Here is a 25,250-nt window from a genome sequence, read left to right on the forward strand (position 1 = left end):
GTGAAACCTTGCCGCAGCTCCACATCGGCGGGCTCCACGTGGGCTATGGCCGCCGCCGGATCATCGAGGCGCTCGACCTCCCCGCCCTGGAAGGCGGCACGGTGACGGCGCTGATCGGCCCCAACGCCGCCGGCAAGACCACGCTGCTGCGCGCGCTCGCCGGCCTCGTGCCGGCGAAGGGCTCGATCCGCCTCGACGACGTCGAGCTCACCGGCCTCTCGGTCGCCGGCCATGCCCGCCACGTCACCTACATGCCGCAGGCGCTGCCCCAGCGCGTAGCGCTCACCGTGTTCGAGGCGACGCTCTCGGCGCTGATGTCCTCGCGCGGCGGCGCGCTGTCGACGGCCGACGCCCATGCCCGCGCGCTCGACGCGCTGGCGCGGCTCGGCATCTCCGATCTCGCCATGCGCGGCCTCGACGAGCTGTCCGGCGGCCAGCGCCAGCTCGCCAGCCTCGCCCAGTCCATCGTGCGCGAGCCGGCCGTGCTGCTGCTGGACGAGCCGACCAGCGCGCTCGACATCCATCACCAGCTGCGCGTCATGCAGCTCGTCGCCGAGCTGGCGCGCGAGCGTTCGATCATCGTCGTCATCGTGCTGCACGACATCGCCCAGGCCGCCCGCTACGCCCAGCGCGTCGTCGTCCTGCAGAACGGCGCCGTCGCCGCCGACGGTACGCCGGAGGCGGCCATCACCCCGGAGACGCTGGCCCGCGTCTACCGGGTGGAGGCCCGCGTCGAGCGCTGCTCGCACGGCTTCCTGCAGGTGATCGTGGATCGCGCGGTGTAGGTTCAGTACAGCGCGCCTGGATGGGCATCCTTCGAGGCCCGGCAAAACGCCGGGCACCTCGGGATGACGGCGCTCGAGAAAACCCTGTCAGCCCTCTTCTTCCCCTCTCCCCGACGGGGAGAGGGCCGATCACCCCCGCAACGTCGCGCCGCCGTCGATATAGAGGTCGGCCATGGTGACGTGGCCGGCCCGGTCGGACAGCAGGAACACCACCGCGTCGGCGATGTCGTCGGGTGTCGCCAGCTTGGCCAGCGGGATGCCCGCCTTGAAGGTCTCCGGCGAGCCGGCGATCACCCTTGCCGCGCCGTTCCCGTCCGCCCACATGCCGGTCTGCATGGGCGTCAGCGTCGAGCCCGGGGCGACGATGTTGCAGCGTATGCCGAGCGGCGCCAGCTCCAGCCCGAGGCAGCGGGTGAACATGGTCGCCGCCGCCTTGGAGGCCGCATAGGCCGACATGGCGTGGCGCGGAATGCCCGCCGCGTTGGAGCTCACCGTCACCATGGCGCCGCGCTTGCGTGCCTGCATCGCCCGCGCCACCGCGCGGCTCACCCGGAAGACGCCGGCGGCGTTGATGTCGAACACCCGCTCCCACTCGGCGTCGGAGAGCCCCACCACCGGCTCGTAGGAGAGCACGCCGGCGACATTGGCGAGCAGGTCGATCGGCCCCACCTCGCGCTCGACGTGCCCCACCAGAGCGTCGACCGCCTCGGTCGAGCGCACGTCGAGAAGGGCCGGGACGACGGCATCGCCGAGTTCCGCGGCGAGCGCGCTCACGCCCGCCTCCGCCACGTCGCCGGCCACCACCCGCACGCCCTCGGCGTGGAGCTGGCGCACCACCGCGGCGCCGATGCCGCCCGCGGCTCCCGTCACCAGCGCAACCTTGCCGCTCAGACCGCTGTCGCGCATGTCGCGTCTTCCTTCCTGTCGGCGTCGTCGAGCAGGCCCGAGACGACCGGCGCGATGAGCGCCGTCGCCTCCGGCCCGGTAAGATAGGCGTGCAGCGCCGGCACCTCGACCACCTCGACGCGCCCCGCATAGGGCCGCCACTGCTCGGGCGTCAGGTCGCGCCCCTGATGGTCCAGCGCCGCGCGGAAATGGGTGAGCGTGCCGTCAAAGCGCCGGTGGAAATGCCCGCGCACCAGCCGGTTGTTGCCGGCCACCACCCGCACCACGCCGTCGAGCACGGCAGCCGGCAGCCGGCCGAGCGGGCTGTCGGAGGCGCGCAGGAAGGCGAGCACGGAGGCCCGGTTCAGCGCCAGCGCCGGCAGCCGGTCGGGGTCGTGGCCGGCAATGGCGAGCAGCGCCTTCAGCGCGCCGTCCTCGCCGGGGTCCGGCTCGCCCCGCCAGACGTCGGCGGGGTAGGAATCCAGCATCGCCACCACCCCGACCGCCGCGCCGAGCTCGCGCAGGCGCACCGCCATCGCCTGCGCGATGATGCCGCCGACCGACCAGCCGAGAAGGTGATAGGGGCCGTGCGGGCGCACCGCCCGGATGCGCTCCACATAGTCGGCGGCCAGCGCCTCCAGGCTTTCCGGCGTCGCGATATTGGGCGCCAGTGCCGGCGCCTGCAGGCCGTGGACCGTGCGCCGGGGATCCAGCGCCCGCGCCAGCCGTCCGTAGCACCAGGAGATGCCGCCCGCCGGATGGATGACGAAGAGCGGGGGCCGCGAAACATCGCCCTCCGCCAGCGTGACAAGCGGCCCGAGGCCGGCATCGCCGGCCCCCTCCTCGGCGTCGATCAGCCGGGCGAAGCCGGCCAGCGTTGGCTGGGCGAAAAGCGCCCCGAGCCCGGGGTCGCGACCCCATTCCTCGCGCACCCGCAGCAGCAGCGCGACCGCCGCCAGCGAATCCCCGCCGAGGGAGAAAAAATCGTCCTCGGCGAAGACCGGCGAGGCGAGGCCGAGCTGCTCGGCGAACAGTGCGGCGAGCCGCGTCTCGGTCGGCGTCTGCGGCACGCGCGCGCCGGTGCCGGAAAAATCCGGTGCCGGCAGGGCGGCGCGGTCGAGCTTGCCATTGGCGTTCACCGGCAGCGCGTCGAGCATGACGAAGGCCGCCGGCACCATGTAGTCCGGGACGCGCGCGGCCACATGCGCCTTCAGCGCGGAAAGGTCGGCGCCCGGCTCGGGCACGACATAGGCGACGATGCGCTTGGCTCCCCCATCCTCGCGCGCGAGGATGCCCGCCTGCCGCACGAGGCCGGAGGACATAACAGCCGCCTCGATCTCGCCCAGCTCGATGCGCAGGCCGCGGATCTTCACCTGATGGTCGGAGCGGCCGAGGAACACCACCGCCCCGTCCGGTCGCCACAAAGCGAGGTCGCCCGTCGCATAGATGCGCTCGCCCGGCCGGAAGGGATCGGGAAGGAAGCGCTCGGCGGTCAGGTCCGCCCGGCCAAGATAGCCGCGCGCGAGCTGCACCCCGCCGAGATGGAGATGGCCGGGCACGCCCGGCGGCTGCGGCCGGTTCCGCTCGTCGAGCACATAGAGCCGCGTGTTCCACACCGGGAATCCGATCGGCACCGGCAGCGAGCGGTCCCCCTCGCCCGCCGGCCAGTAGCTCACATCCACCGCCGCCTCGGTCGGCCCGTAAAGATTGTGCAGCTCGGCCGTGAGGGTGCGGTGGAAGCGGTCGCGCAGGTCCGCCGGCAGTTCCTCGCCCGAGCAGAAGACGCGTTTGAGCGACAGGCCCTGCACGCTCGGCTCGGCGAGGAAGGCGGCGAGCATGGACGGCACGAAATGCGCGGAGGTGATCGCCTCCTCGCGAATGATCCGCGCCAGCGCCACCGGGTCGCGATGCGCCTGCGGCGGCGCGACGACGAGGCAGGCCCCGGTGAGCAAGGGCAGGAAGAACTCCCACACCGAGACGTCGAAGGTGGCGGGCGTCTTCTGCAGGATGCGGTCGGCGGGGGAGAAGCCGTAATGCACCCGCATCCATTCCAGCCGGTTGACGATGGCCCGGTGCTCGATCACCACGCCCTTCGGCTCGCCGGTCGAGCCGGAGGTGTAGATCACATAGGCCGCGTCTTCCGGCGCGGGACCGGCGAGCGGCGTGCCGGCAAGCGAGGCGCCCGAGGGAGACGTCGGCCAGTCGCCGGGCGTCAGCATCTCGGCCTTGCCGGCGAAGCGGGCGGCGTCCTCCGCCCGCGCCAGCACGAGGCGCGGCCCGGCCGAAGCGAGGATGCGGTCGATCCTCGCGTCGGGCTGGGCGAGATCGAGCGGGAGATAAGCGAGCCCGGCGCGCAGGATGGCGACCAGCGCCACCACCAGCTCGAAGGAGCGCGGCAGTGCGACTGCAACGATGCTACCCGTCGCATTGCTACTGTCGCTGCTACGCTTTTTGCTACTGTTTTTGCTACCCTCCCGGAGCCGCTCCGCCAGCGCCCGGCTGCGCGCATCCAGCGTCGCATAATCCATGGTCGCGCCGGCGAAACGCAGCGCCGGCGCGTGCGGCGTCGCCCGCATCCGCGCCTCGATCAGCGCCGCCAGCGTCGTGTCGGGCACCGGGTGATCCGTCGCGTTGAGAGCGAAGATATGCCGGTGCGCCTCCTCCGGCGTCGCCGTCGGCACCTCGGCGAGCGAGCCTTCCGCAGCGCTCGCCGCCTCGATGAAATGCTTGAGCCGCAAGGCGTTGGCCTCGACGACCTCCCGCGGATAGAGGTCGGGATTGGCGTCCACCTCCAGCCGCAGCCCGTCCGCGCCGTGCAGGCGGAAGGTGAAGGTGATGTCCTCCACCGGCCCGGTCGAGAGCACCTCCAGCCGGCTCTCCAAGCCCTCGAAGCGCGGCGTCTCGTCGAAGGGCAGCAGGTTGATCAGCGGCCCGTGCAGCCGCCGCTGGCCGCCGATCAGCTTCAGGTCGCGGCGCAGCTGCTCGGAGCGGTACCGGCCATGCCGCCGGGCACGGGTGAGGCTCCTCGCCACCGAACCAAGATATTGATCTATATCGTCTTCTTGGGCATCGACGCGCAGCGGCAGCACGTTCATCAGCATCGCCGGCACCCGCGCCGCCGCGCTGCCGAGCCGCGCCATGAACGGCACGCCGAGGATCACCTCCGGCGTTCCGGCATGCCGCCGGACATAGGCGGCGGCGAGCGCGGTGACGACATCCGGCCAGGGGATGTTCGTCCGCTCTCCTATCGCCCGCAGCCGGGCGAAGGCGTCGGCGTCGATTTCCACCGCCCGGCGATGGAAGCTCGGCGCGCTCACTGGATTACCCGCGGCGAGGCTCGCCACCTCCGGCTTGTCGGCGAACAGTTCGCGCCAGTAATCGCCGTCCTTCACCCGCTTGTCGGAGGCCCGATAAGCCGCGTCCTCGGCGAAGGCCGTGGCGATACCGGGCAGCGGCGCGCCGGCCTCTCCCCCGCGCTGGCGGGCGTTGTAGAGGTCCGCCACGCGCTGGGTGAGCAGGATCATCCCGTAGCCGTCAATGGCGAGGTGATGGATGCGCTGCTGCCAGATGAAGCGCTCCGGCCCGAGCACGAAGAGCCGCTCGGCGGCCAGCTTCTCGCGCGTCGGGTCGAGCGGGGTGGCCATGTCGCGGGCGATGTCGGCTTCCGCCGCTGCGAACGGATCGGCAGCGCCAGAAACGTCAACGATTTCCAGCATCGGACGCTGCGCGGGATCGACGACCTGCAGCGGCCCGGACGGGTCGTCGACCATGCGCAACGCCAGCGCATCCGACTCCGCCACCGCCTGCGCCAGCGCCGCCTCGAAAGCCGGCCGGTCGAGCGGGCCCCTCAGCTCGATGTATTGCCCGGTGTTGAACAGCGGGTTCGCCGGATCGAGCCGCTGCGCGTACCACAGGCCCGACTGCGCCTCGGTGAGCGGATGCGCCTCGCCGGGCCGGTCACGCATGATGTCAGCCGCCCCGCGCGCTCTGCTTGGCGCTGACCAGTTCCCACCAGCCGTCGAGCGTCGGCTTCTCCGCAAACTCGGAGAATTCGAGGTCGAGCCCGCCTTCGCTCCAGGCCAGCACGAGGTTCATCGCCCGCATGGAATCGAGGCCGAGATCGATCAGGCTGTCCTCGCCGCCGATCTCCTCGGGGTCCTCGTGCAACATCCTTGCGATATCCGCGCGCATCTTCTCGCGCGTAACCGCCGCCGCAGGGGCGACAATGCGCTTGATGTCGCCGGGTTCGATGGCCATCACAGCACCTCCAGTATCTGCGCGGTGGCGAGCGGCACGCCGCACACATCCGCGACATAGGACAGAGCGAGGTCGTGCCGGGCGCGCGAGAAGTCGGCCAGCGCGTCCGCCGCCAGGAAGGGTTCGATGTCGCGCATGAAGGCGTCGGCCGCGGTGAGCGTGCAGCCGATATGGGCGTAGACGCCGCAGATGATCAGCTGGTCGCGGTCGCGCGCGCGCATCAGCGTCTCCAAATTGGAGCGCTGGAAAGCGCTGTAGCGGTGCTTCACCAGCGTGAAGTCGCCCGGCTCCGGCGCCAGCGCGGTGACGATAGGCTGGTGCTCGGGCGCCGCGCTCATGCCCGGTCCCCAGAGGTTGGCCTGAAGGCCGCGGTCACGGCGGTCCTGATCGCCTTCCTGCGCGGTGTAGAACACCGGCACGCCCGCCGCCCGCGCCGCTTTCGCCAGCGCCGCGATATTGGCGATCACCAGCGCGATGGGCGAGGCGTCCGGCGGGAAGACCCGCAGGAAATAGTTCTGCATGTCGTGGATCAGCAGCGCCGCCCGGTCGCGCTCCAGCTTCCACGGCGCACGCGGCTTCGGCAACTCGTCCGCACGCGGCAGCTCGTAGGGGGCAACTGTCGGCAGCCCCGGTTTGGCAGCCATGCTCACTTCTCCGCCTCGACGGCTTCGAGGAAACGGCGGCGCAGGCTGGCGCGCAACTCCTTGCGGCTCACCTTGCCCACCGCCGTGGTCTCGAAGGCGTCGACGAACACCACCTGGTCCGGCACCTTGAAATCGGCGAGCCCGCGCGTGCGCATCCACGCCTTCAGCGCCGCCGCCTTCGGCTTGTCGCCTTGCGGGATCACGAAGGCGCAGGAGCGCTCACCGAGGAACTCATCGGGGAGAGAGACCACCGCCGCGTCGAACACGCTCGGGTGCGCGAGGAGATGGTCCTCGATCTCCTCGGCCGAGATCTTCTCGCCGGCGCGGTTGATGTGGTCGGTCGCCCGCCCCTGCACGACGAGATAGCCCTCTTGCGTGCGCTTCACCACGTCGCCGGTGCGGTAGAAGCCGTCGGCGGTGAAGGAGCGGGCGTTGGCGCCGTCATTGTTGTGGTAGGCGCGGATCGTATAGGGCCCGCGCGTCAGCAGGTTTCCCGCCTCGCCCTCGGGCACGGGGTTGCCTTCATCGTCGAGGATCAGCACCTCGTCGTCGGCGCTGATCGGCCGGCCCTGCGTGGAGACGATGATCTCCTCGGGATCGTCGAGACGTGTGTAGTTCACCAGCCCCTCGGCCATGCCGAACACCTGCTGCAATGTGCAGCCGAGCACCGGCTTTACCCGGCGGGCGGATTCGGTGAGGAACTTGGCGCCGCCGACCTGCAGCACCTGCAAGGACGAGAGGTCATGCGTCGTGCTCGGCGCCGCCTGCAGCCAGAGCAAGGCGAGGGGCGGCACCAGCCCGGTAATGGTCACGCCCTCGCGCGCGATCAGCGGGAAGGCGGCTTCGGGGCTCGGCGAAGGCGAGAGCACCACACGCGAGCCGGCATGGAGCGCGCCGAACACGCCGGGCGAAGACATGGGGAAATTGTGCGCGACGGGGAGCGCGGCAAGATAGACGCTGTCAGTGTTCAGCTTGCAGATCTCGGCACTGGCGCGGAACGAGTAGATGTAGTCGTCATGCGTGCGCGGGATGAGCTTGGAGAGCCCCGTCGAGCCACCGGAAATCTGGAGAAAAGCCACGTCGGACGGATCGGCGTCTTCCGGCAGCGGCGCGGCGCTGTCGGGAAGGGCATCGAGCGCGGTGAACGGCCCGCCGTCGCCGACAACGACGATGTGTTCGACCTCCGGCACCTCGCGGCGCACCTCTTCGGCCAGCCCGCGATAGTCGAAGCCGTCATGCCGGTCGGCGACGATGTAGCCGCGCGCCTCGGCGGTGCGGGCGAAATGGACGATCTCGACGATGCGGTGGGCCGGCAGCGCGTAGACCGGGATGAGCCGGGCGCGGAACAGGCCGAACACCACGGAGAGGAACTCCGGGATGTTGGGGAGTTGCACGATTACCCGGTCGCCAGGCTTGAGGCCCAGCGCCAGCATGCCGCGCGCGACTTTTTCGGCGCGTTCCTCAAGCTCGCTGAACGTCCAGCGCTGTCCACCGCCGACCACGGCGATATGCTCCGGCAATTCCCGGCCACGCTCGCGCAGGAAGGAGGAGAAGGTCTCGCCACGCCAATAGCCCCTGGCGCGATAGCGGGCGGCGAATTCTTCCGGCCAAATCTGCGACAGCGGCTTCACGCCTGCTCCTCCGAACGCACGCGGCCATGCTCGTCGATGCCGAGCGCACCCAGCAGGGCGGTGAACTTGGCCGAGGTCTCCTCCCCTTCGGCCACGGGGTCCGAGCCGGCCACGATGCCGGCCCCGGCAAAGAGCCGCGCCTCGCGACCGGCGATCTCGGCACAGCGTATGGCGACGTGCCAGGCACCATCGCCCGCGGCATCGCACCAGCCGACCGCGCCGGCATAGAAGCCGCGCTTATAGCCTTCCAGCTCGGCGATGGCACGGGCGGCGGCGGCGCGCGGCGTGCCGCAGACGGCGGGCGTGGGATGCAGCAGCGCGGCAAGATCGAGGGCCGATGTGGCGGCGTCGCGCAGCCGGCCCACGATGCGCGTACCGAGGTGCCACATGCTGGCGGTGGCGGCGAGCGCAGGCGCCTCGGGCGCGGCGAGCTCGGTGCAGTAAGGGGCGAGCAGGTCGAGGATGGCGGTGACCACCTCCCGGTGCTCGCGCCGGTCCTTCTCCGAGGCGAGCAGCCCCTCGGCGGCGGCGCGGTCGGCGGCATCCTCACGGGCCCGCCGCGCCGAGCCCGCCAGCGGGTGCGAGACGACCCTCGCGCCTCGCTTGGACAGCAGCAGCTCTGGCGTCGCCCCGACCAGCGCCCGAGACGCTTCGCCGGAGCCCGCCGCCACCAGCGGCACGCAGAAGGCGGTGACGCTCGCATCCTCCGACAGCGCGCGCAGCAGGGCGCTGGCGTCGATCGCCCGGTCGGCCAGAAGCCGCAGGCTGCGCGAGAGCACGATCTTGCGTAGCCCTTCCTCCCGCCGCGCCATGCGCGAAAGGGCCTCGGCGACGGCGGACTCATAGGCCACGAGAGACGGTTCGGGCGTCACCTCCCAGCGTGGCGGCGGAGCCGCCCCACGCACCAGAGAAGGCGGCGGGAAGGCCGCGGCGAAGCAGGAGCGGCCGGCGCTGCGCGACAGCTCCGCCGGCCGGTAGAGATGGGGCGCAGCCGCTCGGTCGAAGGGCAGCGCGCCGACCACGAGGCGCGGACCGGCGCCCTCGGCCTCGATGAGGGCCCGCGCCCGCTCGCCGAGCGGCGACGGACCGTCCTCGACAAGGCCGAGGCAGCCCCGCCCGACGAGAGTCTCCTCACCGGAGACGAGCGCGAACGGCAGGGCGGGGGCGAACGGTGCCGCCTCGGCAGCCGCCTTCTCCGCCGCATCACACATCCGCATCGCTCCGTGGGGGACCGTCATCGGGCATCCGCGCTCCGGCCGGCCGTCAGGGCTTGATCAGCGTGACGGTGTCGCCGAAGGGATCGACCATCGGCACGGGGCGCGGGCGCTGCCCCTCGCCGCCGGGACCGGCCGGCGGGGCACCGGCAGGCGCGGCCGCCTGCGGCGCGGCGGGAGCCGGCGCGGCGCCGGGGGCGGCAGCGGCACCGGCGGGCGGAGCCGGCGGACGCGGGCGGCCGGCGGTCTTCAGCTTATTGGAGACATAGGCGTTGCCCGAAGCGGCATCGACGGTGACCGTCTGCGGCATCGAGCCGGTCACGACATTGGCGACCGGTTCCAGCGTCTTGGTGTCGACCAGCGTGACGAAGCCGCCCTGCCGGTTCGCGACATAGAGGATGCTGCGCCCGGAATCGATGGCGAGGCTGAGCGCGCCGGCGCCGGTCGGGATCTTCTTGACCACCTTGCCGTCCTTCGCATCGAGCACGGCGACCTCGCCGGAGCCCTGATGCGCGACGAAGATCTGATCGCCCGACGCGTCGTAGGCGAGATTGATCGCCCCTTCGCCGCCCGACGGGAAGGTCGTCACCTTCTTGCTGCCGAGATCGACGACATGGACCTCGTTGCTCTCCAGGGCGGAAAGGAACAGGCGGTTGCCCTTCGCATCGAGAGCGATGCCGGTGACGGCGCCGGGCAGATCGTCGATCGTGTCGACGATCTCGTTCTTGGCGCCATCGATCACCCACACGGAGGAGGACTTGTCGCGGCGGCCGGTGACGGTGACGTAGGCGCGGTTCGCCGCCTCGTCGACGGCCACCTCGCGCACATGCGCCTTCTCGCCCTTGGCGAGCTTGGTGACGACCTTGCCGCTGGCGAGGTCGATCACCGCGAGCGAGCCGTCGCGGGTCTGCGTGCCGTAGAGGGTCTTGGTCTTGTTGTTGATGCCGAGGCCGAAGACCGGGTCGTCGCCGAGCGCGATCGTCTCCTTGGTCTCCAGCGTCGCCGGATCGAGCGCGTAGACGAAGGTCTCGCTGGCACCGCGCGCGCCGGCGGCGGCGACATAGACGCGGTTCATCGGCGCGCTGAAGACGAGCTCGTAGAGCCCCGCGCCCGGCTTGGCCGACTTCACATATTCCGGATCGGCGAAAGCCGCGCCGGCAAGGCCGAACACCGCCACCGTGGCGAGGGCAATGGAGCGCAGGCGCAGGCGGGGCCGGGCAAAGGTCGCGTCGTTCGGCATGACGTTTCTCCGTTGATGAATGAGGTCGGGTTGCGATGCGCGGGCGGCCCCGGCTTGCCGCCGCGTATCAGTCGAGATCGATCCAGTTGGGCCCCTCGACCGGCACGGCGAGGAAGCGCGCGTTCACCTCCTCCACCGTCCGGCCGACATCGAGCCCGGCGAAGCGCTCGGGGTGAATCCATTTCGCCAGGATCTCGACGGTGAAGAGGTCGAGCGGCGAGTTGAGCATCTGGTGCGACAGGCCGTGGACGCGCTTGTCGCGCACCGCCGCCAGCCCGCCGAAGCCCGGCCGGGCGACGACGCGTGCCAGCGTCTCGCGCGCCCGCTCCAGGCTGTATTCCGGCCCGATCAACAGGCCGCCGGTGCCTTCCATGTGGCTGCCGCCGGTGGCGATGTAGACCTGTGGGTCCTGGGCGATGACATATTCGAGGTTGAGCTTGCCGAAGGCGCGCGGGATCACCGCCGCGCCGATATTCGTGCCGCCCACCGCCTCGATGATGTCGCCGACATTGCCCCGCCCCGGCGAATTGCAGCAGTCCGCGGTCATGGCGGCATGCGGCTCGAGGAAGACGCGCGGGCGCTCGCTATCCGTGAGTCCCTCGACCTTCGCGCGCACCGCGTCGATGCGGGCGCGGCGGAAGGCGAGGAAGTCCTCGGCCTGTGCCTGACGGCCGGTCGCCGCGCCGAGGAGGCGCAGGCTCGGTTCCAGATTGGCGAGCGGATGGGTGAAGAAGTCGATCACCACCACGGGGATGCCGGCCGCCTCGATGCGCGCGCGCTCCTCGTCGGAGGGCTGCGAGCCGAGAGAAAACACCGCGAGGTCCGGCCGCGCCGCCACCACCTGCTCGACCGAGAGCGAACCGGCGGAGCTCGCCACTTTGGCGAGGCTGTCGATGGCGGGGAACTTGGCCTTGTAGGCGTCGAAGGTGCGCTTACCGATACGGTTGATGTCGCGCGGCCAGGCAGCGAGCACGCTCACCGGGTCGGGATGGATCAGCGAAAGCGCGATCAGGAAGCGCCCGTCATCGATGAGCAGCCGGCTCGCCGGCCGGGCAAGGCGCACCTCGCGCCCGGTCACGTCCTTCAGCGCGATATCCGCCATCGCCGGATGCGCCATCGCCAGAAGAACGAACGCCAGCACCAGCAACGCGCTGCGGCGGACGGACCAGAGGACGGCATTATGGTGGAGGCCGAGGCGCATGGGCGGGAAGCACCGGACGGAAGACGATGTTGTCGCCGCCTAATCCCTCCCGGATGACCGATATGTCAACTAAACATTTTGTAATTGCTTGTTTTTAATTAGTCTAATGTATGATTATTGAATATCTGCATTCTGTTTTACTTGCTCATGAATGTTACGTCTTGACGTCAGGTCATCAATTCGCCGTGCGCGCGCCTCGGACGGCGTGTCGCGAAACCGACGCAGAACTCTGGCAAGGCACGGCATGTGCTCTCTGCCTCTCGCGCCGCTTTGCGCGCCCCCTCTCGAAATGGGACGCGCGATTGGATAAAGGGGGCACGAAGCCCTCGCCGAAGGCCCGGCGCCCCCCGCGCCGCGTGCTGCCGGAAGCCAGACTGAGAGTTCTCCATGCGCGTTGCGATGATCGGTACGGGCTATGTCGGTCTCGTCTCCGGCACCTGCTTCTCGGATTTCGGCCACGAGGTCGTCTGCGTCGACAAAGATGCCTCGAAGATCGAGCGCCTCGGCCGGGGCGAGATTCCGATCTTCGAGCCCGGGCTCGACGATCTCGTCCGCCGCAACGTCGCGGCCGGTCGGCTCCGCTTCGCCACCGACCTCACCCAGGCCGTCCGGCAGGCGGAGGTCGTGTTCATCGCGGTGGGCACGCCCTCGCGGCGCGGCGACGGGCATGCCGACCTCTCCTATGTGCACGCGGCCGCCCGCGAGATCGCCCGCGCGGCGAACGGCTTCACCGTCGTCGTCACCAAGTCGACCGTGCCGGTCGGCACCGGCACCGATATCGAGCACATCATCCGCGAGGAAGCGCCGGAGGCGGACATCGCGGTGGTCTCCAACCCGGAATTCCTGCGCGAGGGCGCCGCGATCGAGGATTTCAAGCGGCCGGACCGCATCGTCATCGGCACGGAGGATCCGCGCGCCCGCGAAGTGATGACGGCGCTCTACCGCCCGCTGTCGCTCAACGCCGCGCCGCTGCTGTTCACCGAGCGCAACACCGCCGAGCTGATCAAATACGCCTCCAACGCCTTCCTGGCGATGAAGATCACCTTCATCAACGAGATGGCGGACCTGTGCGAGAAGGTCGGCGGCAATGTCCAGGAGGTGGCCCGCGGCATCGGCCTCGACCGCCGCATCGGCCCGAAATTCCTGCATGCGGGCCCCGGCTATGGTGGCTCCTGCTTCCCCAAGGACACGCTCGCCCTCATGCGCACCGCGCAGGAGGCCGGCGCCCCCCTGCGGCTGATCGAGACCGTGACCACGGTGAACGAGAGCCGCAAGGCCGCCATGGGCCGCCGGGTGATCGAGGCCATGGGCACGCCGCCACGCGGGGCGACGGTGGCCGTGCTCGGCCTCACCTTCAAGCCGAACACCGACGACATGCGCGACAGCCCGGCGATCAACATCGTCCAGTCGCTGCTGGACCGGGGCGTGCAGGTGCGCGCCTACGATCCCGTCGGCATGGACGAGGCCCGCAAGGTGCTGCCGGCGGAGGTCGAATACGCGGCCAGTGCCTATGCCTGCGCCGAGGGCGCGGACTGCCTCGTCATCGTCACCGAGTGGGACGCCTTCCGGGCGCTCGACCTCGACCGGCTGAAGACGCTGCTGCGCCGCCCGATCGTGGTTGACCTGCGCAACATCTATCCCCCGGCCGACCTCATCGGCCGCGGCTTCAAATATGTCGGCGTGGGACGCCCCAACGGCGAGTGAGCTCCCGGAGCTTCGTTCTTACCGGGAGCGGGCGGTTCCATCACCGCCACGACGACGCGCGGCCCGGCCGGGAAACGTCCGGCAGGGCTGAATTTCAGAGGATTGGGGATTTTGGGAAGCCTGGTGGAGCCGAGGGGATTTGAACCCCTGACCTCTGCAGTGCGATTGCAGCGCTCTCCCAACTGAGCTACGGCCCCACGCTTCAGGCCGCGCCTTGTACGGTCGCCGCCCGCCCGCTGTCAAGGCGGCTCGACACCCCGAAGCGACCGGCCTGTGAATCAGGGTTGCCGCAATGCGGCGGCGCCATTAAGCATCTTTGCGGCAGGTCGTTTCCGCGCCGCCGCAGGCCCTTGTTCCGAGGCTCCCGATGTATTCGATACTCTGGCTGTTCGACACGCTGATCACCCTCTACGTCTGGATTCTCATCGGCTCGGCCATCCTGTCGTGGCTGGTGGCGTTCAACGTCGTCAACCCGCACAACCAGTTCGTCCGCAATGTCGGCGAGTTCCTGTGGCGGGTGACGGAGCCGGTACTGGCGCCCATCCGCCGGCTGCTGCCCAATCTCGGCGGCATCGACATCTCGCCGGTCATCCTGATCATCCTGCTCTACTTCATCCGCAACCTCGTCTTCGAGGTCGTGGCGGGTACGTGAGCGCGTCCCCGCCCTGGACCGTCACCGCCGACGCGGTGGTGGTGACGGTGCGCGCGACGCCCCGCGGCGGGCGCGACGCGATAGACGGCCTCGTCGAGCTCGGCGACGGCCGCTCAGCCCTGAAGGCGCGTGTCTCGGTGGCGGCGGAGGACGGCAAGGCCAATGCGGCGCTGGCGAAGCTGCTCGCCAAGGCCGGCGGCATCGCGCCGTCGCGGGTCGAGCTGGTGTCGGGCGCGACCGGCCGCACCAAGAGCTTCCGGCTGAACGGCGACGCCGCCGACATCGCCGCCCGCCTTCAGGCGTTGGTTATCACCTGACGAAGGCCGTCATCGAAGAATGTGAGGCGGCGGGTCTCAGCCGTTCCAGCCGAAGGCCAGCTTTTCCAGCGAGCGACTGCCGAAGGTCTCGGTGGAGCGGGCGACGCCGATGCCGCCCATGGCGCGGTAGAAGCCCAGTGCCGGCTCGTTGGCCGCCAGCGCCCACACCGCCAGCCCGTCGAAGCCGGCATTGGCCAGTTCCTTGCGCGCATCGGAGAACAGGCGGCGGCCGAAGCCCAGCCCCTGATATTCCGGCCGCAGATAGAGCTCGTAAATCTCGCCCTCATAGGGCAGGCCGCGCGCCCGGTTGCGCCCGACATTGGCGTAGCCGGCCACCGCGTCACCGAAGGTCAGCACGACCACGCGCGAGCCGCGCTTCAGGGCGGTCTCCCACCAGGCTGGGCCGCGACGCAGGACCATCTTCTCCAGCTCGGCGCCGGGAATGAGGCCGCGATAGGCGAAGCGCCACGCCGAGTCATGGATCTCGGCGATGTCGGCGGCATCGGCCGGTCGAGCCCGGCGCGTCTCGACAAGAAGCGTGCTCATGTTCCGATGGGAGCAAAAGCGCCCCGTCGGATCAAGGTCTTTCCGCGACAAAAGCACGATCGTTCCACCGGGGCGTGGCGCGGACGCCACGCCGGGCGCCCGCATGCCGTCGCGTCAGGGCTCCAGCGCCCTGACGACGGGAGGCCGCGCGGCCGCAACCCGGACGGCTCAGACGCCCTCGGCTTCCTTGCGGCGCTCCTCGCGCTTGCGCTCGTTGGGGTCGAGCAGGCGCTTGCGCAGGCGGATGGACTTGGGCGTCACCTCGACCAGCTCGTCGTCCTGGATCCAGGCCAGCGCCCGCTCCAGCGTCATGCGGATCGGCGGCGTCAGGCGCACCGCCTCGTCCTTGGAGGTGGTGCGGATGTTGGTGAGCTTCTTGCCCTTGAGGACGTTCACCTCGAGGTCGTTGTCGCGCGTGTGCACGCCGATCAGCATGCCCTGATAGACCTTCCAGCCCGGCTCGATCATCATCGGGCCGCGATCCTCGAGGTTCCACAGCGCATAGGCCACCGCCTCGCCCGCCTCGTTGGCGATCAGCACGCCATTGGTGCGGCCGGCGATCTCGCCCTTGTAGGGCGCGTATTCGTGGAACAGCCGGTTCATGATGGCGGTGCCGCGCGTGTCGGTCAGCAGCTCCGACTGGTAGCCGATGAGGCCACGGGTCGGGGCGTAGAACACGAGACGCACGCGGTTGCCGCCGGAGGGCTTCATCTCCACCATCTCGGCCCGGCGCTCGGACATCTTCTGGACGACGACGCCGGAGAATTCCTCGTCGACGTCGATCAGCACTTCCTCGATCGGTTCCAGCGTCTCGCCGGCCTCGTTCTTGGTGAACACCACGCGCGGGCGCGACACGGCGATCTCGAAGCCCTCGCGGCGCATGGTCTCGATCAGCACGGCGAGCTGAAGTTCGCCGCGGCCGGAGACGTAGAAGGAGTCCTTCTCGGTCGATTCCTCGATCTTCAGGGCGACGTTGCCCTCCGCCTCGCGCAGCAGGCGATCGCGGATGACGCGGCTGGTCACCTTGTCGCCCTCGGTACCGGCCAGCGGCGAATCGTTGACGATGAAGGTCATGGTGACGGTCGGCGGGTCGATCGGCTGCGCCTTCAGCGGGGTGTCGACCGACAGGTCGCAGAAGGTGTCGGCCACCGTGCCCTTGGAAAGGCCGGCAATGGCGACGATGTCGCCGGCGACGCCTTCCTCGATCGGCTGGCGCTCGATGCCGCGGAAGGCGAGGATCTTGGAGACACGGCCCTGCTCGACCAGCGAGCCGTCCTGCGCCAGCACCTTCACCGCCTGGTTCGGCTTGATGGTGCCGGAGGTGATGCGACCGGTGAGCATGCGGCCGAGGAAGGGGTTGGCCTCCAGCAGCGTGCCGATCATCTTGAACGGCGCTTCCTCGACGGTCGGCTCCGGCACATGCTTGAGCACGAGATCGAACAGCGGCGCCATGCCCTCGTCGCTCGGGCCTTCCGGCGAATGGGCCATCCAGCCGTTGCGGCCGGACCCGTAGAGGATCGGGAAGTCGAGCTGCTCATCGGTGGCGTCGAGCGCCGCGAAGAGGTCGAACACCTCGTTGATGACTTCCTGCGCGCGGGCGTCCTGCCGGTCGACCTTGTTGATCGCCACGATGGGACGCAGGCCGACCTTGAGCGCCTTGCCGACCACGAACTTGGTCTGCGGCATCGGGCCCTCAGCGGCGTCGACCAGCACGATGGCGCCGTCCACCATGTTGAGGATGCGCTCCACCTCGCCGCCGAAGTCGGCGTGGCCGGGCGTGTCGACGATGTTGATGCGGGTATCCTTCCAGACCACCGAGGTAGCCTTGGCGAGGATGGTGATGCCACGCTCCTTTTCGAGGTCGTTCGAATCCATCACACGCTCGGCGACGCGCTGGTTCTCACGATAGGAGCCGGACTGCTTCAGCAGCTCGTCCACCAGCGTGGTCTTGCCGTGGTCGACGTGGGCGATGATGGCGATGTTGCGCAGCTTCATATGAAAACAACCAAAAAGCGGGCCCGAAGGGCTTCGGACCCGCGATGAATTTTGCGGCGCACTATACTCAGAACGCCTCGAATATCAACGTTGCAAGGCGGATGCCCCGCCGAAACCTAGTCCGGCTGGCGCAACTCCCACAGCCGCCGGATCTGCGGCGGCTTGAGGATCTGGCCATCGGCGGTACGCAGCCACGCCAGCTCGCGGTTGGCGGGCGACTGGGTCATGGCGAAGGCGACGGCGTCCTCCACCGTGCCGAACTCGTATGAATCGGGCCAGCCGTCCGGGGCATCGACGGCATGGGATGGCGGCCAGTATTGCAGCCGGACGGGTTCGTGATCAGGCGTCATGAACCTACCTCCTCAGGATTCCGCGACAGGCAGCTTGGACCGCGCCCGCGCTTCCGACGGACGCGGCAACTGGTAGGAACGCTGCTGGCGAAAAAAGGTTCCGGCCTGTCGAAAACAATCGGGTCTTCAGGCGTTCGACACTTGAACGCGCCGCGCCGCCAGCCCAGTTTGAGAGAACGCACGAGGAGGGATCGAGATGGCGCAGAACAACGGCAAACCCGGTTCTCCCGAATACACGGAGCGCGAGGTCGACGAATCCGTGGAAGAGACCTTCCCCGCCAGCGATCCGCCGGCCCTGAGCGGCATCACCGGCAAGGTGCCCCCGCCCACCGCCGAGGAAAACCTGCCGCCGACCGAGGAAGAGGTCGACGAGACGCTGGATGAATCCTTCCCGGCGAGCGACCCGCCCTCCTTCACACCGGTCACCGGCGTCAAGGAAGGCTGACGCCTCGCCTCGTCAGGCGGTCGGCCGCTTTGCCCAGGGGCCGAAGCGCGCTTCCGGCTGGGCGGCGCGCAGCAGCATCATCTCGCCGACATTCTCCGGCGACAGCAGGCCGACCAGCCGGCCCTCGCCGTCCAGCACGCCCACCACCGGCGCGCCGCTTTCGGTGATCAGCTTGAGCGCCCGGTCGAGCGGCGAACGGGTCCCGACGGTCGGCACCTCCCCCTGCATGGCCTCGATCGCCGGAGCCGTCGGCCCCTGCGCCTGCAGCGCGTGGATCATGGCGTCGCGCGTGAGCACGCCACGCAGCTTGCCGGCGCTGTCGACGATGGGAAACTCCTTCTGCGTGGTGCGGATCAAAGCCTCGGCGGCGTCGCCCACGCTCGCCTGCGGCCCCAGCGTCTCGAACTGGGTGATCATCGCGTCCTCGACCAGCAGCCCCTGAGCCGCCTGCTTCATCTGCACCGCGCCCGCCTCGCTGGAGGCGGCGAGGAAGACGAAGACGGCGATGATGATCAGCATCGGGTTGCCGAAGATGCCGAGAATGCCGAAGCCGACGGCCAATGCCTGACCGATGGAAGCGGCGGTCTGCGTCGCCTGGGCATGGCTCATGTTCATCGCCAGGATCGCCCGCAGCACCCGCCCGCCATCCATGGGGAAGGCGGGAATGAGGTTGAACACGACGAGGAAGATGTTGGCCGCCGCCAGCTTGGCGGCGAGGCCGATCTGCGGGTTCTCGATGTTCTCGATGTGCTCGACGCCGACATTGCCGCCGAGGAAGAGCAGCAGCACCGCCGCGATCACCACGTTCACCAGCGGCCCGGCAATGGCGACGACGAGCTCTTCGGAGGGCTTCTCGGGGATGCGTTCCAGCCGGGCGATGCCGCCGAAGGGCCAGAGCGTCACTTCGGGCGTCTTCACCCCATAGTGCCGCGCCGCGAAGATATGGCCGAACTCGTGCAGCAGCACGCACAGGAACAGCAGCGCCACGAAGGCCACGCCCTCCCACGCCGCGCCGGTCCCTCCCTGCTGGTAATAGGCGGCCCAGATCCAGATCAGGAACAGCAGGAAGGTAACGTGAATGCGGACCGCGGTGCCGTAGACATGTCCGACGGTGAGCGACCAGGGCATGGGAATCTCCTCGGGCGGGCTTTCGCCAGCATACCTCCATCGTCATGACAGCACAGCGGATTTACCCGCATGGCTCCCAACTCCGGCGAGGACGGGAACCGCCGGCGCCGCGCCGTGTTGCCCCTTAAGACGAGGAGGTACACCATGGACGAGAAGACCACCGCCGGCGCCGTCGACCATGTCTGGGAGATGATGGACGCCATCCGCACCTGCATGCTGGTGACCAAGCAGGGCCTGACCCTGCGGGCCCGGCCGATGCACGCCTTCCCCTCGCGCGAGGAAAACTGCGTCTGGTTCCTTTCCGACCGGCGCGGCCACAAGGACGAGGAACTGCGACACGATCCGCAATCGGCGCTGGTCTTCTCGGACAAGACCGGCCGCGACTTCCTCTCGCTCTCCGGCGAGAGCGAAGTGATCGAGGACCGTGCCAGGATCGACCAATTGTGGAACGACGCGGCTGCCGTCTGGTGGCCTCAGGGCCGCAACGACCCGAACATCCAGGTGCTGCGCTTCCTTCCCGAGCAGGCGGAATACTGGGACGGCCCGTCGAGCTCGATCCTCGTCGGTCTCAGGCTCGCCGCCGCGCGCCTTGCCGGCCGCCCACCCGAGTTCGGCGAGAACCGCAAGGTGCCGCTGGATTGACGGTTTCATAGGTAGCCGGGCGCGCCGCCGATAAAGAAATATGGCCGGGCAGAGCCCGGCCATTCATCTCTTGAGCGTGTCCGGTCCCGACGCTGCGGGGGCTCTCACACGCCGATGCGCCGGGTGCGGTTGGCCAGCGTGCGCAGGCGCAGCGCGTTGAGCTTGATGAAGCCGGCCGCGTCGCGGTGGTCGTAGGCGACCGCGCCTTCCTCGAAGGTGACGAGGTCCTGGTTGTAGAGCGAGTAAGGCGAGGAACGCCCCACCACCTCGACATTGCCCTTGTAGAGCTTGAGCCGGACTTCGCCGGTGACGAACTCCTGGCTCTTGTCGATCAGCGCCTGCAGCATCTCGCGCTCGGGCGAGAACCAGAAGCCGTAATAGACCAGCTCCGCATAGCGCGGCATCAGGTCGTCCTTGAGATGCGCCGCGCCACGATCGAGCGTGATGCTCTCGATGCCGCGATGCGCCTGCAGCAGGATGGTGCCGCCGGGGGTCTCGTAGACGCCGCGCGACTTCATGCCCACGAAGCGGTTCTCGACGAGGTCGAGACGGCCGATGCCGTTCTCCTTGCCGAGTTCGTTCAGCCGGGTCAGCAGCGCCGCCGGCGAGAGCGAGAGGCCGTCGACGGAGACCGCGTCGCCCTTCTCGAAGCCCACGGTGATGTAGGTCGCCTTGTCGGGCGCCGCCTCGGGCGAGATGGTGCGCTGATAGACGTATTCCGGCGCTTCCTCGGCCGGGTTCTCCAGCACCTTGCCCTCGGAGGAGGAGTGCAGGAGGTTGGCGTCGACCGAGAACGGCGCCTCGCCGCGCTTGTCCCTGGCGATCGGGATCTGGTGGCTCTCGGCAAATTCGAGCAGCTTCGTGCGGGAGGTCAGGTCCCATTCGCGCCAGGGCGCGATCACCTTGATCTCCGGCTCCAGCGCATAATAGCTCAGCTCGAAGCGCACCTGGTCGTTGCCCTTGCCGGTGGCGCCGTGGGCGACCGCGTCGGCACCGACCTTGCGGGCGATCTCGATCTGCTTCTTCGAGATCAGCGGCCGGGCGATCGAGGTGCCGAGCAGGTACAGCCCCTCATAGAGCGCGTTGGCGCGGAACATCGGGAAGACGTATTCGGAGACGAACTCCTCGCGCACGTCCTCGATGAAGATGTGCTCGGGCTTGATGCCCAGCAGCTCCGCCTTCTTGCGCGCCGGCTCCAGCTCCTCGCCCTGCCCGAGATCGGCGGTGAAGGTCACCACCTCGCAGCCATAGGTGGTCTGCAGCCATTTCAGGATCACCGAAGTGTCGAGACCACCGGAATAGGCGAGGACCACCCGCTTGATGTCGTGAGCCATGATGCGTTCCGCACGAGAGAAGGGCCGAAGGCCGAGAAAGCGCGCGGACTATAGGCATGGCGCCGTCCGGCGCAACCCCGTCATCCCGTGCGCGCGTGCGGAATCCCCTCCTGCCGGCTCAGGCGGCCGGAGGGGGCGGGGACGGCGGAAGCGGGGGCGTCGGGGAAGACGGTGGCAGGGCGGCGGGTGGCTCGCCCACGCGAGCCGCGCCGACCGGCTTCCAGAAGCCCGCGCTCCACCCGGCCACCAGCCAGTAGACGAGCCCGCCAGCCAGCCCGGCGCCGACGATGTAGAGGTCGCCGTCGAACGGCACCGGCGTGTCGGGATAGGGCGTGAAGAGCGAGGCGGCGAGCCAGGCCGAGACCGCCCCGTTCGCCGCGTGGAAGATCCAGGAGCGCACCGCGAAGGCTTCGGCAAACAGGATCCCGACGAAGGCGATGGCCCACATGGTCATCGCCACCGCCGACAGCGCCATGGAGGCCGCCGAGAGCGTGTCCGCCAGCGCCAGCGCCTGCACTTCCGTCGCGCCGCTGATGAGGTCGCCGAGCTGCCAGTAGCCGAACACGACCACGACAAAGGTGGCGATGAAGCCGGCGATCATGCCGAACGGCACCACGACAAAGCGCAGCAGGAGACGCAGAAGGTTGTCCATCCTCACACCGGCTTGTGGCAGACCGCTTCGATGTTGTGCCCGTCGGGATCGAGCACGAAGGCGGCATAGTAATCCGGGTGATAGTGCGGGCGCAGCCCCGGCGGCCCGTTATCCCGCGCGCCGGCCGCCAGCGCCGCCGCGTGGAACGCATCGACGCTCGCCCGGTCCAGCGCGGCGAAGCACACATGCAGGTGCCCGTCACCGGTCGCCGCCAGCGCGCCGCCCGAGCCGATCCAGAAGAACGGCTTGCCGTTCACGCCGAAGCCGGCATGCGCCGCGCTGCCGGTCTCCTTCGCCGTCACCTCCATCACCACGTCGATGCCGAGCGGAGCGAGGGCGGCGCGGTAGAAGGCGCGCGAGCGTTCGAAATCCGCGACGGGGAAACCGACATGGTCGAGCATCGCCGTCCCCTATTCGGCCGATGCCGCCATGGCGCGAAGCGCCAGGCGCTCGCGGGCGGAGAGCTTCTCGGTCTCGCTCTTGAGCTGGCCACAGGCGGCGAGGATGTCGCGCCCGCGCGGCGTGCGCACCGGGCTCGAATAGCCGGCGCGGAACACGATGTCGGAGAACTGCTCGATGGTCTCCCAGTCCGAGCACTCGTATTTCGTGCCCGGCCACGGGTTGAACGGGATCAGGTTGATCTTCGCCGGTATGCCGGCGAGCAGCTTCACCAGCGCCTTGGCGTCGGCCGGGCTGTCGTTCACGCCCTTGAGCATGACGTATTCGAAGGTGATGCGCTTGGCGTTCGACGCCGCCGGGTAGTTGCGGCAGGCGTCGAGCAGCTCTCTCAGCGGATACTTCTTGTTGATCGGCACCAGCACGTCGCGCAGGTCGTCGCGCACCGCGTGCAGCGAGATGGCGAGCATCGGCCCGACCTCGCGCCCGAGCTTCTCGATCTCCGGCACCACGCCCGAGGTGGAGACGGTAATGCGACGCTTGCCGATGCCGAGCCCCTCGCCATCCGCCAGCACTTCGATGGCCTTGGCCACCGAGTCGTAGGCGTAGAGCGGCTCGCCCATGCCCATGAACACGATGTTGGTGACGAGCCGGTCACCCTCGGTCGGCAGGCCGGGGCCGACGGCGCGCTCCATGCCGGGATAATCGCCCAGGCGATCCCGCGCCACCATCACCTGCGCCACGATCTCGGCGGCGGAAAGGTTGCGCACGAGGCGCTGCGTGCCCGTATGGCAGAACGAACAGTTGAGCGTGCAGCCGACCTGAGAGGAGACGCACAGCGTGCCGCGGTCGCTCTCGGGGATGTAGACCATCTCGACGTCGTGCGGCTTGTCGCCGGCGATGTCCGGCGGCAGGCGCAGCAGCCATTTGCGGGTGCCGTCGTTCGACACCTGCTCGACCACCACCTCCGGGCGATCGAGGGTGAACGCACCCGCGAGCTTCTCCCGCAGGCCCTTGCCCACATTGGTCATGGCGTCGAAGGAGGCGACGCCGCGCAGGTAGATCCAGTGCCAGAGCTGTGCAACGCGCATGCGACGCTCGCGCTCAGGCACGCCGATCGCCGCCAGCGCCTCGGCGAGGCCCGCGCGGTCGAGCCCGGCGAGCGAACGCCTCACTGGCGTGCGCGTCGTGTCCGGGCGGTGCGCTTCGACGGCGGCACCCGCCCCGGCGGCGGTGGCCGCAGTGGTATCGATCAGGTTCATCGCTTTATCGAGGATATGTGTTTACGCGCCTCATAGCACAGAGCGGCGGGCGAGGCGAATGCCGGCTCCGCGCCCTGCCTCTTCACTTCAGCGGCACCCAGATGTCGATGACGAGATCGTCCGGCGAGGTCGTGCGCGGGTCGGAGCGGTATTCCTCGATATAGAGATCCTGCGCCTCCAGATCCTTGGCGTCGAGCAGGTTGGCGATCTGCTCATAGGTCGGGTCCATCGCGTCATAGGGGCCGCGATGGGTGAAGCGTAGCGCCTTGCCGGCCGGCGAGGCGGAGAAGACGACCTCGTTCTGCGGCTTGTCCGTCGTCGCTCCCTCGAAGGGCACCGCCGCCTCGAAATCGAAGCCCAGATCGTCCGTCGACGTGTAGATGATGAAGGGCGCGCCGTTCGGCTTCAGCTTCAGCCGCGCGATCTCGGCGTCGATCTGCTTGAGCGTGGCGACGATGGTGGCGAAGGCCTCGTCCCAGCTCGCATGCGCCTTCTTCATCAGCACAGGGACCGGCTTCAGCTCCGCCTCGTCGCCGAATCCGTCCGGCCGCTTGAGCGGATCGGTGGCGGGGGCGATCGACTGGGTATCGACGGCCTTCGGATCGACCACCGGGGGCGCCACCATATCGTCATCGTCGAGCGGCGCCGGATCGGCCGGTGCGCCGGCCGGCGGCGTGGTCGGGGCATCGGCCGGAGGGGATTCTGACGCAGCAGCAGGCGGGTTCGCGGCCGGCGGAGTTGCAGCAGGCGGTTCGGCGGGCGCCGTCTGCGCCAGAACCGGCGCCGGCACCGAAAAGGCCGCGAGCAGGAACAGCACACACAGCCGTCGCAGGAGGACGCGAGCGGTCGAGATCTCGAATGTCATCGGTTCACCAGCGCGGGCGCGAGTCGGGTATTGGCGCGGGTCGAGTACTAGCATTGTCCGCCCCCGCCCGCGACGGCCCGCGCCTCACCCCGGGAATGGACCGAGTTTGGCCATCGAGTCTGGCCAATCCTTGGCGCTTCGCCATATAAGGACGGCAACCCTGTCCCAACCCCCGTCCCACGGTCGGAAGCCGCGAACCGGATCATGGCAGCGCTGGAAAACCGCCCCTTCGTGAAGATGAACGGCCTCGGCAACGAGATCGTCGTGCTGGACCTGCGCGACGCCCCGCTCGCCGTGCCGGCGGAGGAAGCACGCGCCTTGGCCCGTCCGCAGGCCCTGCCCTTCGACCAGATCATGGCGCTCTATCCGCCGCGGAGCGAAGGCACGGCCGCTTTCGTGCGTATCATCAACGCCGACGGGTCGGAAGCCGGCGCCTGCGGCAACGGCACGCGCTGCATCGCCCTCTATGAGGCCGGCCGCACCGGCGAACACCACATCGTGTTCGAAAGCGTGGCGGGCCTTCTCGACTGCACGGTCTCGGCCACTCGCGCGGCCTCCGGAGCGACGGCCGCCGTCACCGCGGATATGGGCGTGCCGCATTTCGGCTGGCGCGACATCCCGCTGGCCGGCCCCGTCGCCGACACCCGCGCCATCGAGCTGCAGGCGGGCCCGGCCGACGCGCCGGTGTTGCGTGCCCCCTCGGTCGTCAATGTCGGCAACCCGCACGCCATCTTCTGGGTGGAGGACGTCACCAGCGTCGATCTCGGCCGCTACGGGCCGGAACTGGAGCATCACCCGGTCTTCCCGGAGCGGGCCAATATCTCCGCCGCGCAGATCGTCTCGCCCCAGCACATCGTGCTCAAGGTGTGGGAACGCGGTGCGGGCCTCACGCGCGCCTGCGGCTCGGCCGCCTGCGCCGCCGCCGTGGCCGCCGCCCGCAACGGCCTCACCGGCCGGCGCGTCACCGTCACCCTGCCCGGCGGCGATCTCGTCATCGACTGGCGCGAGAGCGACGACCACATCCTCATGACCGGTCCGGCCGAGTTCGAGTTCGAGGGCCGGCTCACGGCCGCCATGCTCGGCGCGCCGACCGGCGTCGCCTGAC

The 25,250-nt window shown here is 69.3% G+C and carries 24 protein-coding genes and 1 tRNA gene; 7 read left to right on the forward strand and 18 right to left on the reverse strand.

Annotation, left to right across the window (positions count from 1 at the left end):
- The first annotated feature begins 8 nt into the window (after window positions 1-8).
- A complete protein-coding gene (locus tag FO470_RS00245) occupies window positions 9-785 on the forward strand; it encodes an ABC transporter ATP-binding protein (protein WP_246659425.1) in 777 nt (258 codons plus the stop codon).
- A 129-nt stretch (window positions 786-914) separates the two neighbouring features.
- Here the strand turns inward: FO470_RS00245 and FO470_RS00250 are convergent, their stop codons facing one another.
- From FO470_RS00250 to FO470_RS00285, 8 genes are all read right to left on the reverse strand, one after another.
- Window positions 915-1,691, reverse strand: a complete 777-nt coding sequence (locus FO470_RS00250) for a 2,3-dihydro-2,3-dihydroxybenzoate dehydrogenase (RefSeq protein ID WP_144340934.1) — start codon at window positions 1,689-1,691, stop codon at window positions 915-917.
- On the reverse strand, window positions 1,673-5,635 hold the full coding sequence (locus FO470_RS00255) for a non-ribosomal peptide synthetase (protein ID WP_144340935.1): 3,963 nt from the start codon (window positions 5,633-5,635) through the stop codon (window positions 1,673-1,675). Before FO470_RS00255 ends, FO470_RS00250 begins: the two co-directional genes overlap by 19 nt.
- Window positions 5,636-5,639: 4 nt before the next feature.
- A complete protein-coding gene (locus tag FO470_RS00260; protein ID WP_144340936.1) occupies window positions 5,640-5,927 on the reverse strand; it encodes a phosphopantetheine-binding protein in 288 nt (95 codons plus the stop codon).
- Window positions 5,927-6,571: an isochorismatase family protein gene (locus FO470_RS00265; protein WP_144340937.1), complete on the reverse strand. Its 645-nt coding sequence runs from the start codon at window positions 6,569-6,571 to the stop codon at window positions 5,927-5,929. The genes FO470_RS00260 and FO470_RS00265 overlap by 1 nt, the downstream gene beginning before the upstream one ends.
- 2 nt (window positions 6,572-6,573) lie before the next feature.
- Window positions 6,574-8,202 carry a (2,3-dihydroxybenzoyl)adenylate synthase gene (locus FO470_RS00270; RefSeq protein WP_144340938.1) on the reverse strand — a complete coding sequence of 543 codons (1,629 nt, stop codon included), beginning with the start codon at window positions 8,200-8,202 and terminating at the stop codon, window positions 6,574-6,576.
- On the reverse strand, window positions 8,199-9,413 hold the full coding sequence (locus FO470_RS00275; protein ID WP_144340939.1) for an isochorismate synthase: 1,215 nt from the start codon (window positions 9,411-9,413) through the stop codon (window positions 8,199-8,201). Before FO470_RS00275 ends, FO470_RS00270 begins: the two co-directional genes overlap by 4 nt.
- Before the next feature lie 52 nt (window positions 9,414-9,465).
- Complete coding sequence (locus FO470_RS00280; protein ID WP_144340940.1) at window positions 9,466-10,656, reverse strand: YncE family protein; 1,191 nt, start codon at window positions 10,654-10,656, stop codon at window positions 9,466-9,468.
- A gap of 67 nt (window positions 10,657-10,723) precedes the next feature.
- Window positions 10,724-11,857 (reverse strand): ABC transporter substrate-binding protein, encoded by a 1,134-nt coding sequence (locus tag FO470_RS00285; RefSeq protein WP_144340941.1) that lies wholly within the window; start codon window positions 11,855-11,857, stop codon window positions 10,724-10,726.
- 387 nt (window positions 11,858-12,244) lie between these two features.
- On the opposite strand from FO470_RS00285, the gene FO470_RS00290 reads away from it, so the two are divergent.
- Complete coding sequence (locus FO470_RS00290) at window positions 12,245-13,561, forward strand: UDP-glucose dehydrogenase family protein (protein ID WP_144340942.1); 1,317 nt, start codon at window positions 12,245-12,247, stop codon at window positions 13,559-13,561.
- 121 nt (window positions 13,562-13,682) lie between these two features.
- Here the strand turns inward: FO470_RS00290 and FO470_RS00295 are convergent.
- Window positions 13,683-13,758, reverse strand: a tRNA-Ala gene (locus tag FO470_RS00295).
- Window positions 13,759-13,928: 170 nt separating this feature from the next.
- Between FO470_RS00295 and FO470_RS00300 the strand changes: the two genes are divergently transcribed.
- Both FO470_RS00300 and FO470_RS00305 read left to right on the forward strand, forming a co-directional pair.
- Window positions 13,929-14,213 carry a YggT family protein gene (locus FO470_RS00300; RefSeq protein WP_144340943.1) on the forward strand — a complete coding sequence of 95 codons (285 nt, stop codon included), beginning with the start codon at window positions 13,929-13,931 and terminating at the stop codon, window positions 14,211-14,213.
- Entirely contained in the window at window positions 14,210-14,530 is a 321-nt protein-coding gene (locus FO470_RS00305) for a DUF167 family protein (protein WP_144340944.1), read from the forward strand. Before FO470_RS00300 ends, FO470_RS00305 begins: the two co-directional genes overlap by 4 nt.
- 36 nt (window positions 14,531-14,566) lie before the next feature.
- Here FO470_RS00305 and FO470_RS00310 read toward each other — a convergent pair whose 3' ends face one another.
- The 3 genes from FO470_RS00310 to FO470_RS00320 form a co-directional block, all read right to left on the reverse strand.
- Window positions 14,567-15,076: a GNAT family N-acetyltransferase gene (locus tag FO470_RS00310; protein ID WP_144340945.1), complete on the reverse strand. Its 510-nt coding sequence runs from the start codon at window positions 15,074-15,076 to the stop codon at window positions 14,567-14,569.
- A gap of 168 nt (window positions 15,077-15,244) precedes the next feature.
- Window positions 15,245-17,071, reverse strand: a complete 1,827-nt coding sequence (gene typA, locus FO470_RS00315; RefSeq protein WP_144340946.1) for a translational GTPase TypA — start codon at window positions 17,069-17,071, stop codon at window positions 15,245-15,247.
- A 116-nt stretch (window positions 17,072-17,187) separates the two neighbouring features.
- Window positions 17,188-17,421 (reverse strand): hypothetical protein, encoded by a 234-nt coding sequence (locus FO470_RS00320; protein WP_144340947.1) that lies wholly within the window; start codon window positions 17,419-17,421, stop codon window positions 17,188-17,190.
- 196 nt (window positions 17,422-17,617) lie between these two features.
- On the opposite strand from FO470_RS00320, the gene FO470_RS00325 reads away from it, so the two are divergent.
- Entirely contained in the window at window positions 17,618-17,866 is a 249-nt protein-coding gene (locus tag FO470_RS00325) for a hypothetical protein (protein ID WP_144340948.1), read from the forward strand.
- Between the two features lie 12 nt (window positions 17,867-17,878).
- On the opposite strand, the gene FO470_RS00330 is transcribed toward FO470_RS00325, so the two are convergent.
- Window positions 17,879-18,994 carry a site-2 protease family protein gene (locus tag FO470_RS00330; RefSeq protein ID WP_144340949.1) on the reverse strand — a complete coding sequence of 372 codons (1,116 nt, stop codon included), beginning with the start codon at window positions 18,992-18,994 and terminating at the stop codon, window positions 17,879-17,881.
- A gap of 144 nt (window positions 18,995-19,138) precedes the next feature.
- On the opposite strand from FO470_RS00330, the gene FO470_RS00335 reads away from it, so the two are divergent.
- A complete protein-coding gene (locus FO470_RS00335; protein WP_144340950.1) occupies window positions 19,139-19,636 on the forward strand; it encodes a pyridoxamine 5'-phosphate oxidase family protein in 498 nt (165 codons plus the stop codon).
- 104 nt (window positions 19,637-19,740) lie between these two features.
- On the opposite strand, the gene FO470_RS00340 is transcribed toward FO470_RS00335, so the two are convergent.
- From FO470_RS00340 to FO470_RS00360, 5 genes are all read right to left on the reverse strand, one after another.
- Window positions 19,741-20,970, reverse strand: coding sequence for an argininosuccinate synthase (locus FO470_RS00340; protein WP_144340951.1), 1,230 nt, complete (start codon window positions 20,968-20,970; stop codon window positions 19,741-19,743).
- 118 nt (window positions 20,971-21,088) lie between these two features.
- Window positions 21,089-21,622: a hypothetical protein gene (locus tag FO470_RS00345; RefSeq protein ID WP_144340952.1), complete on the reverse strand. Its 534-nt coding sequence runs from the start codon at window positions 21,620-21,622 to the stop codon at window positions 21,089-21,091.
- A 2-nt stretch (window positions 21,623-21,624) separates the two neighbouring features.
- Window positions 21,625-22,023 (reverse strand): VOC family protein, encoded by a 399-nt coding sequence (locus FO470_RS00350; RefSeq protein ID WP_144340953.1) that lies wholly within the window; start codon window positions 22,021-22,023, stop codon window positions 21,625-21,627.
- 9 nt (window positions 22,024-22,032) lie between these two features.
- On the reverse strand, window positions 22,033-23,280 hold the full coding sequence (gene rlmN, locus FO470_RS00355; RefSeq protein ID WP_144340954.1) for a dual-specificity RNA methyltransferase RlmN: 1,248 nt from the start codon (window positions 23,278-23,280) through the stop codon (window positions 22,033-22,035).
- Window positions 23,281-23,362: 82 nt separating this feature from the next.
- Entirely contained in the window at window positions 23,363-24,145 is a 783-nt protein-coding gene (locus FO470_RS00360; RefSeq protein WP_144340955.1) for a GyrI-like domain-containing protein, read from the reverse strand.
- A 204-nt stretch (window positions 24,146-24,349) separates the two neighbouring features.
- Between FO470_RS00360 and dapF the strand changes: the two genes are divergently transcribed.
- Window positions 24,350-25,249: a diaminopimelate epimerase gene (dapF, locus tag FO470_RS00365; protein WP_144340956.1), complete on the forward strand. Its 900-nt coding sequence runs from the start codon at window positions 24,350-24,352 to the stop codon at window positions 25,247-25,249.
- Window position 25,250: the final 1 nt, after the last annotated feature.

The organism is Ancylobacter moscoviensis (assembly GCF_007559435.1).
Classification (GTDB): domain Bacteria; phylum Pseudomonadota; class Alphaproteobacteria; order Rhizobiales; family Xanthobacteraceae; genus Ancylobacter; species Ancylobacter moscoviensis.

Coding starts and splice junctions, on each gene's coding strand:
- FO470_RS00285 (WP_144340941.1), bottom strand. CDS start 11,857: ATGCGCCTCGGCCTCCACCATAATGCCGTCCTCTGGTCCGTCCGCCGC.
- FO470_RS00350 (WP_144340953.1), bottom strand. CDS start 22,023: ATGCTCGACCATGTCGGTTTCCCCGTCGCGGATTTCGAACGCTCGCGC.
- FO470_RS00300 (WP_144340943.1), top strand. CDS start 13,929: ATGTATTCGATACTCTGGCTGTTCGACACGCTGATCACCCTCTACGTC.
- FO470_RS00320 (WP_144340947.1), bottom strand. CDS start 17,421: ATGACGCCTGATCACGAACCCGTCCGGCTGCAATACTGGCCGCCATCC.
- rlmN (WP_144340954.1), bottom strand. CDS start 23,280: ATGAACCTGATCGATACCACTGCGGCCACCGCCGCCGGGGCGGGTGCC.
- FO470_RS00325 (WP_144340948.1), top strand. CDS start 17,618: ATGGCGCAGAACAACGGCAAACCCGGTTCTCCCGAATACACGGAGCGC.
- FO470_RS00250 (WP_144340934.1), bottom strand. CDS start 1,691: ATGCGCGACAGCGGTCTGAGCGGCAAGGTTGCGCTGGTGACGGGAGCC.
- FO470_RS00345 (WP_144340952.1), bottom strand. CDS start 21,622: ATGGACAACCTTCTGCGTCTCCTGCTGCGCTTTGTCGTGGTGCCGTTC.
- FO470_RS00265 (WP_144340937.1), bottom strand. CDS start 6,571: ATGGCTGCCAAACCGGGGCTGCCGACAGTTGCCCCCTACGAGCTGCCG.
- dapF (WP_144340956.1), top strand. CDS start 24,350: ATGGCAGCGCTGGAAAACCGCCCCTTCGTGAAGATGAACGGCCTCGGC.
- FO470_RS00275 (WP_144340939.1), bottom strand. CDS start 9,413: ATGTGTGATGCGGCGGAGAAGGCGGCTGCCGAGGCGGCACCGTTCGCC.
- FO470_RS00260 (WP_144340936.1), bottom strand. CDS start 5,927: ATGGCCATCGAACCCGGCGACATCAAGCGCATTGTCGCCCCTGCGGCG.
- FO470_RS00290 (WP_144340942.1), top strand. CDS start 12,245: ATGCGCGTTGCGATGATCGGTACGGGCTATGTCGGTCTCGTCTCCGGC.
- FO470_RS00280 (WP_144340940.1), bottom strand. CDS start 10,656: ATGCCGAACGACGCGACCTTTGCCCGGCCCCGCCTGCGCCTGCGCTCC.
- FO470_RS00255 (WP_144340935.1), bottom strand. CDS start 5,635: ATGCGTGACCGGCCCGGCGAGGCGCATCCGCTCACCGAGGCGCAGTCG.
- typA (WP_144340946.1), bottom strand. CDS start 17,071: ATGAAGCTGCGCAACATCGCCATCATCGCCCACGTCGACCACGGCAAG.
- FO470_RS00360 (WP_144340955.1), bottom strand. CDS start 24,145: ATGACATTCGAGATCTCGACCGCTCGCGTCCTCCTGCGACGGCTGTGT.
- FO470_RS00340 (WP_144340951.1), bottom strand. CDS start 20,970: ATGGCTCACGACATCAAGCGGGTGGTCCTCGCCTATTCCGGTGGTCTC.
- FO470_RS00310 (WP_144340945.1), bottom strand. CDS start 15,076: ATGAGCACGCTTCTTGTCGAGACGCGCCGGGCTCGACCGGCCGATGCC.
- FO470_RS00330 (WP_144340949.1), bottom strand. CDS start 18,994: ATGCCCTGGTCGCTCACCGTCGGACATGTCTACGGCACCGCGGTCCGC.
- FO470_RS00335 (WP_144340950.1), top strand. CDS start 19,139: ATGGACGAGAAGACCACCGCCGGCGCCGTCGACCATGTCTGGGAGATG.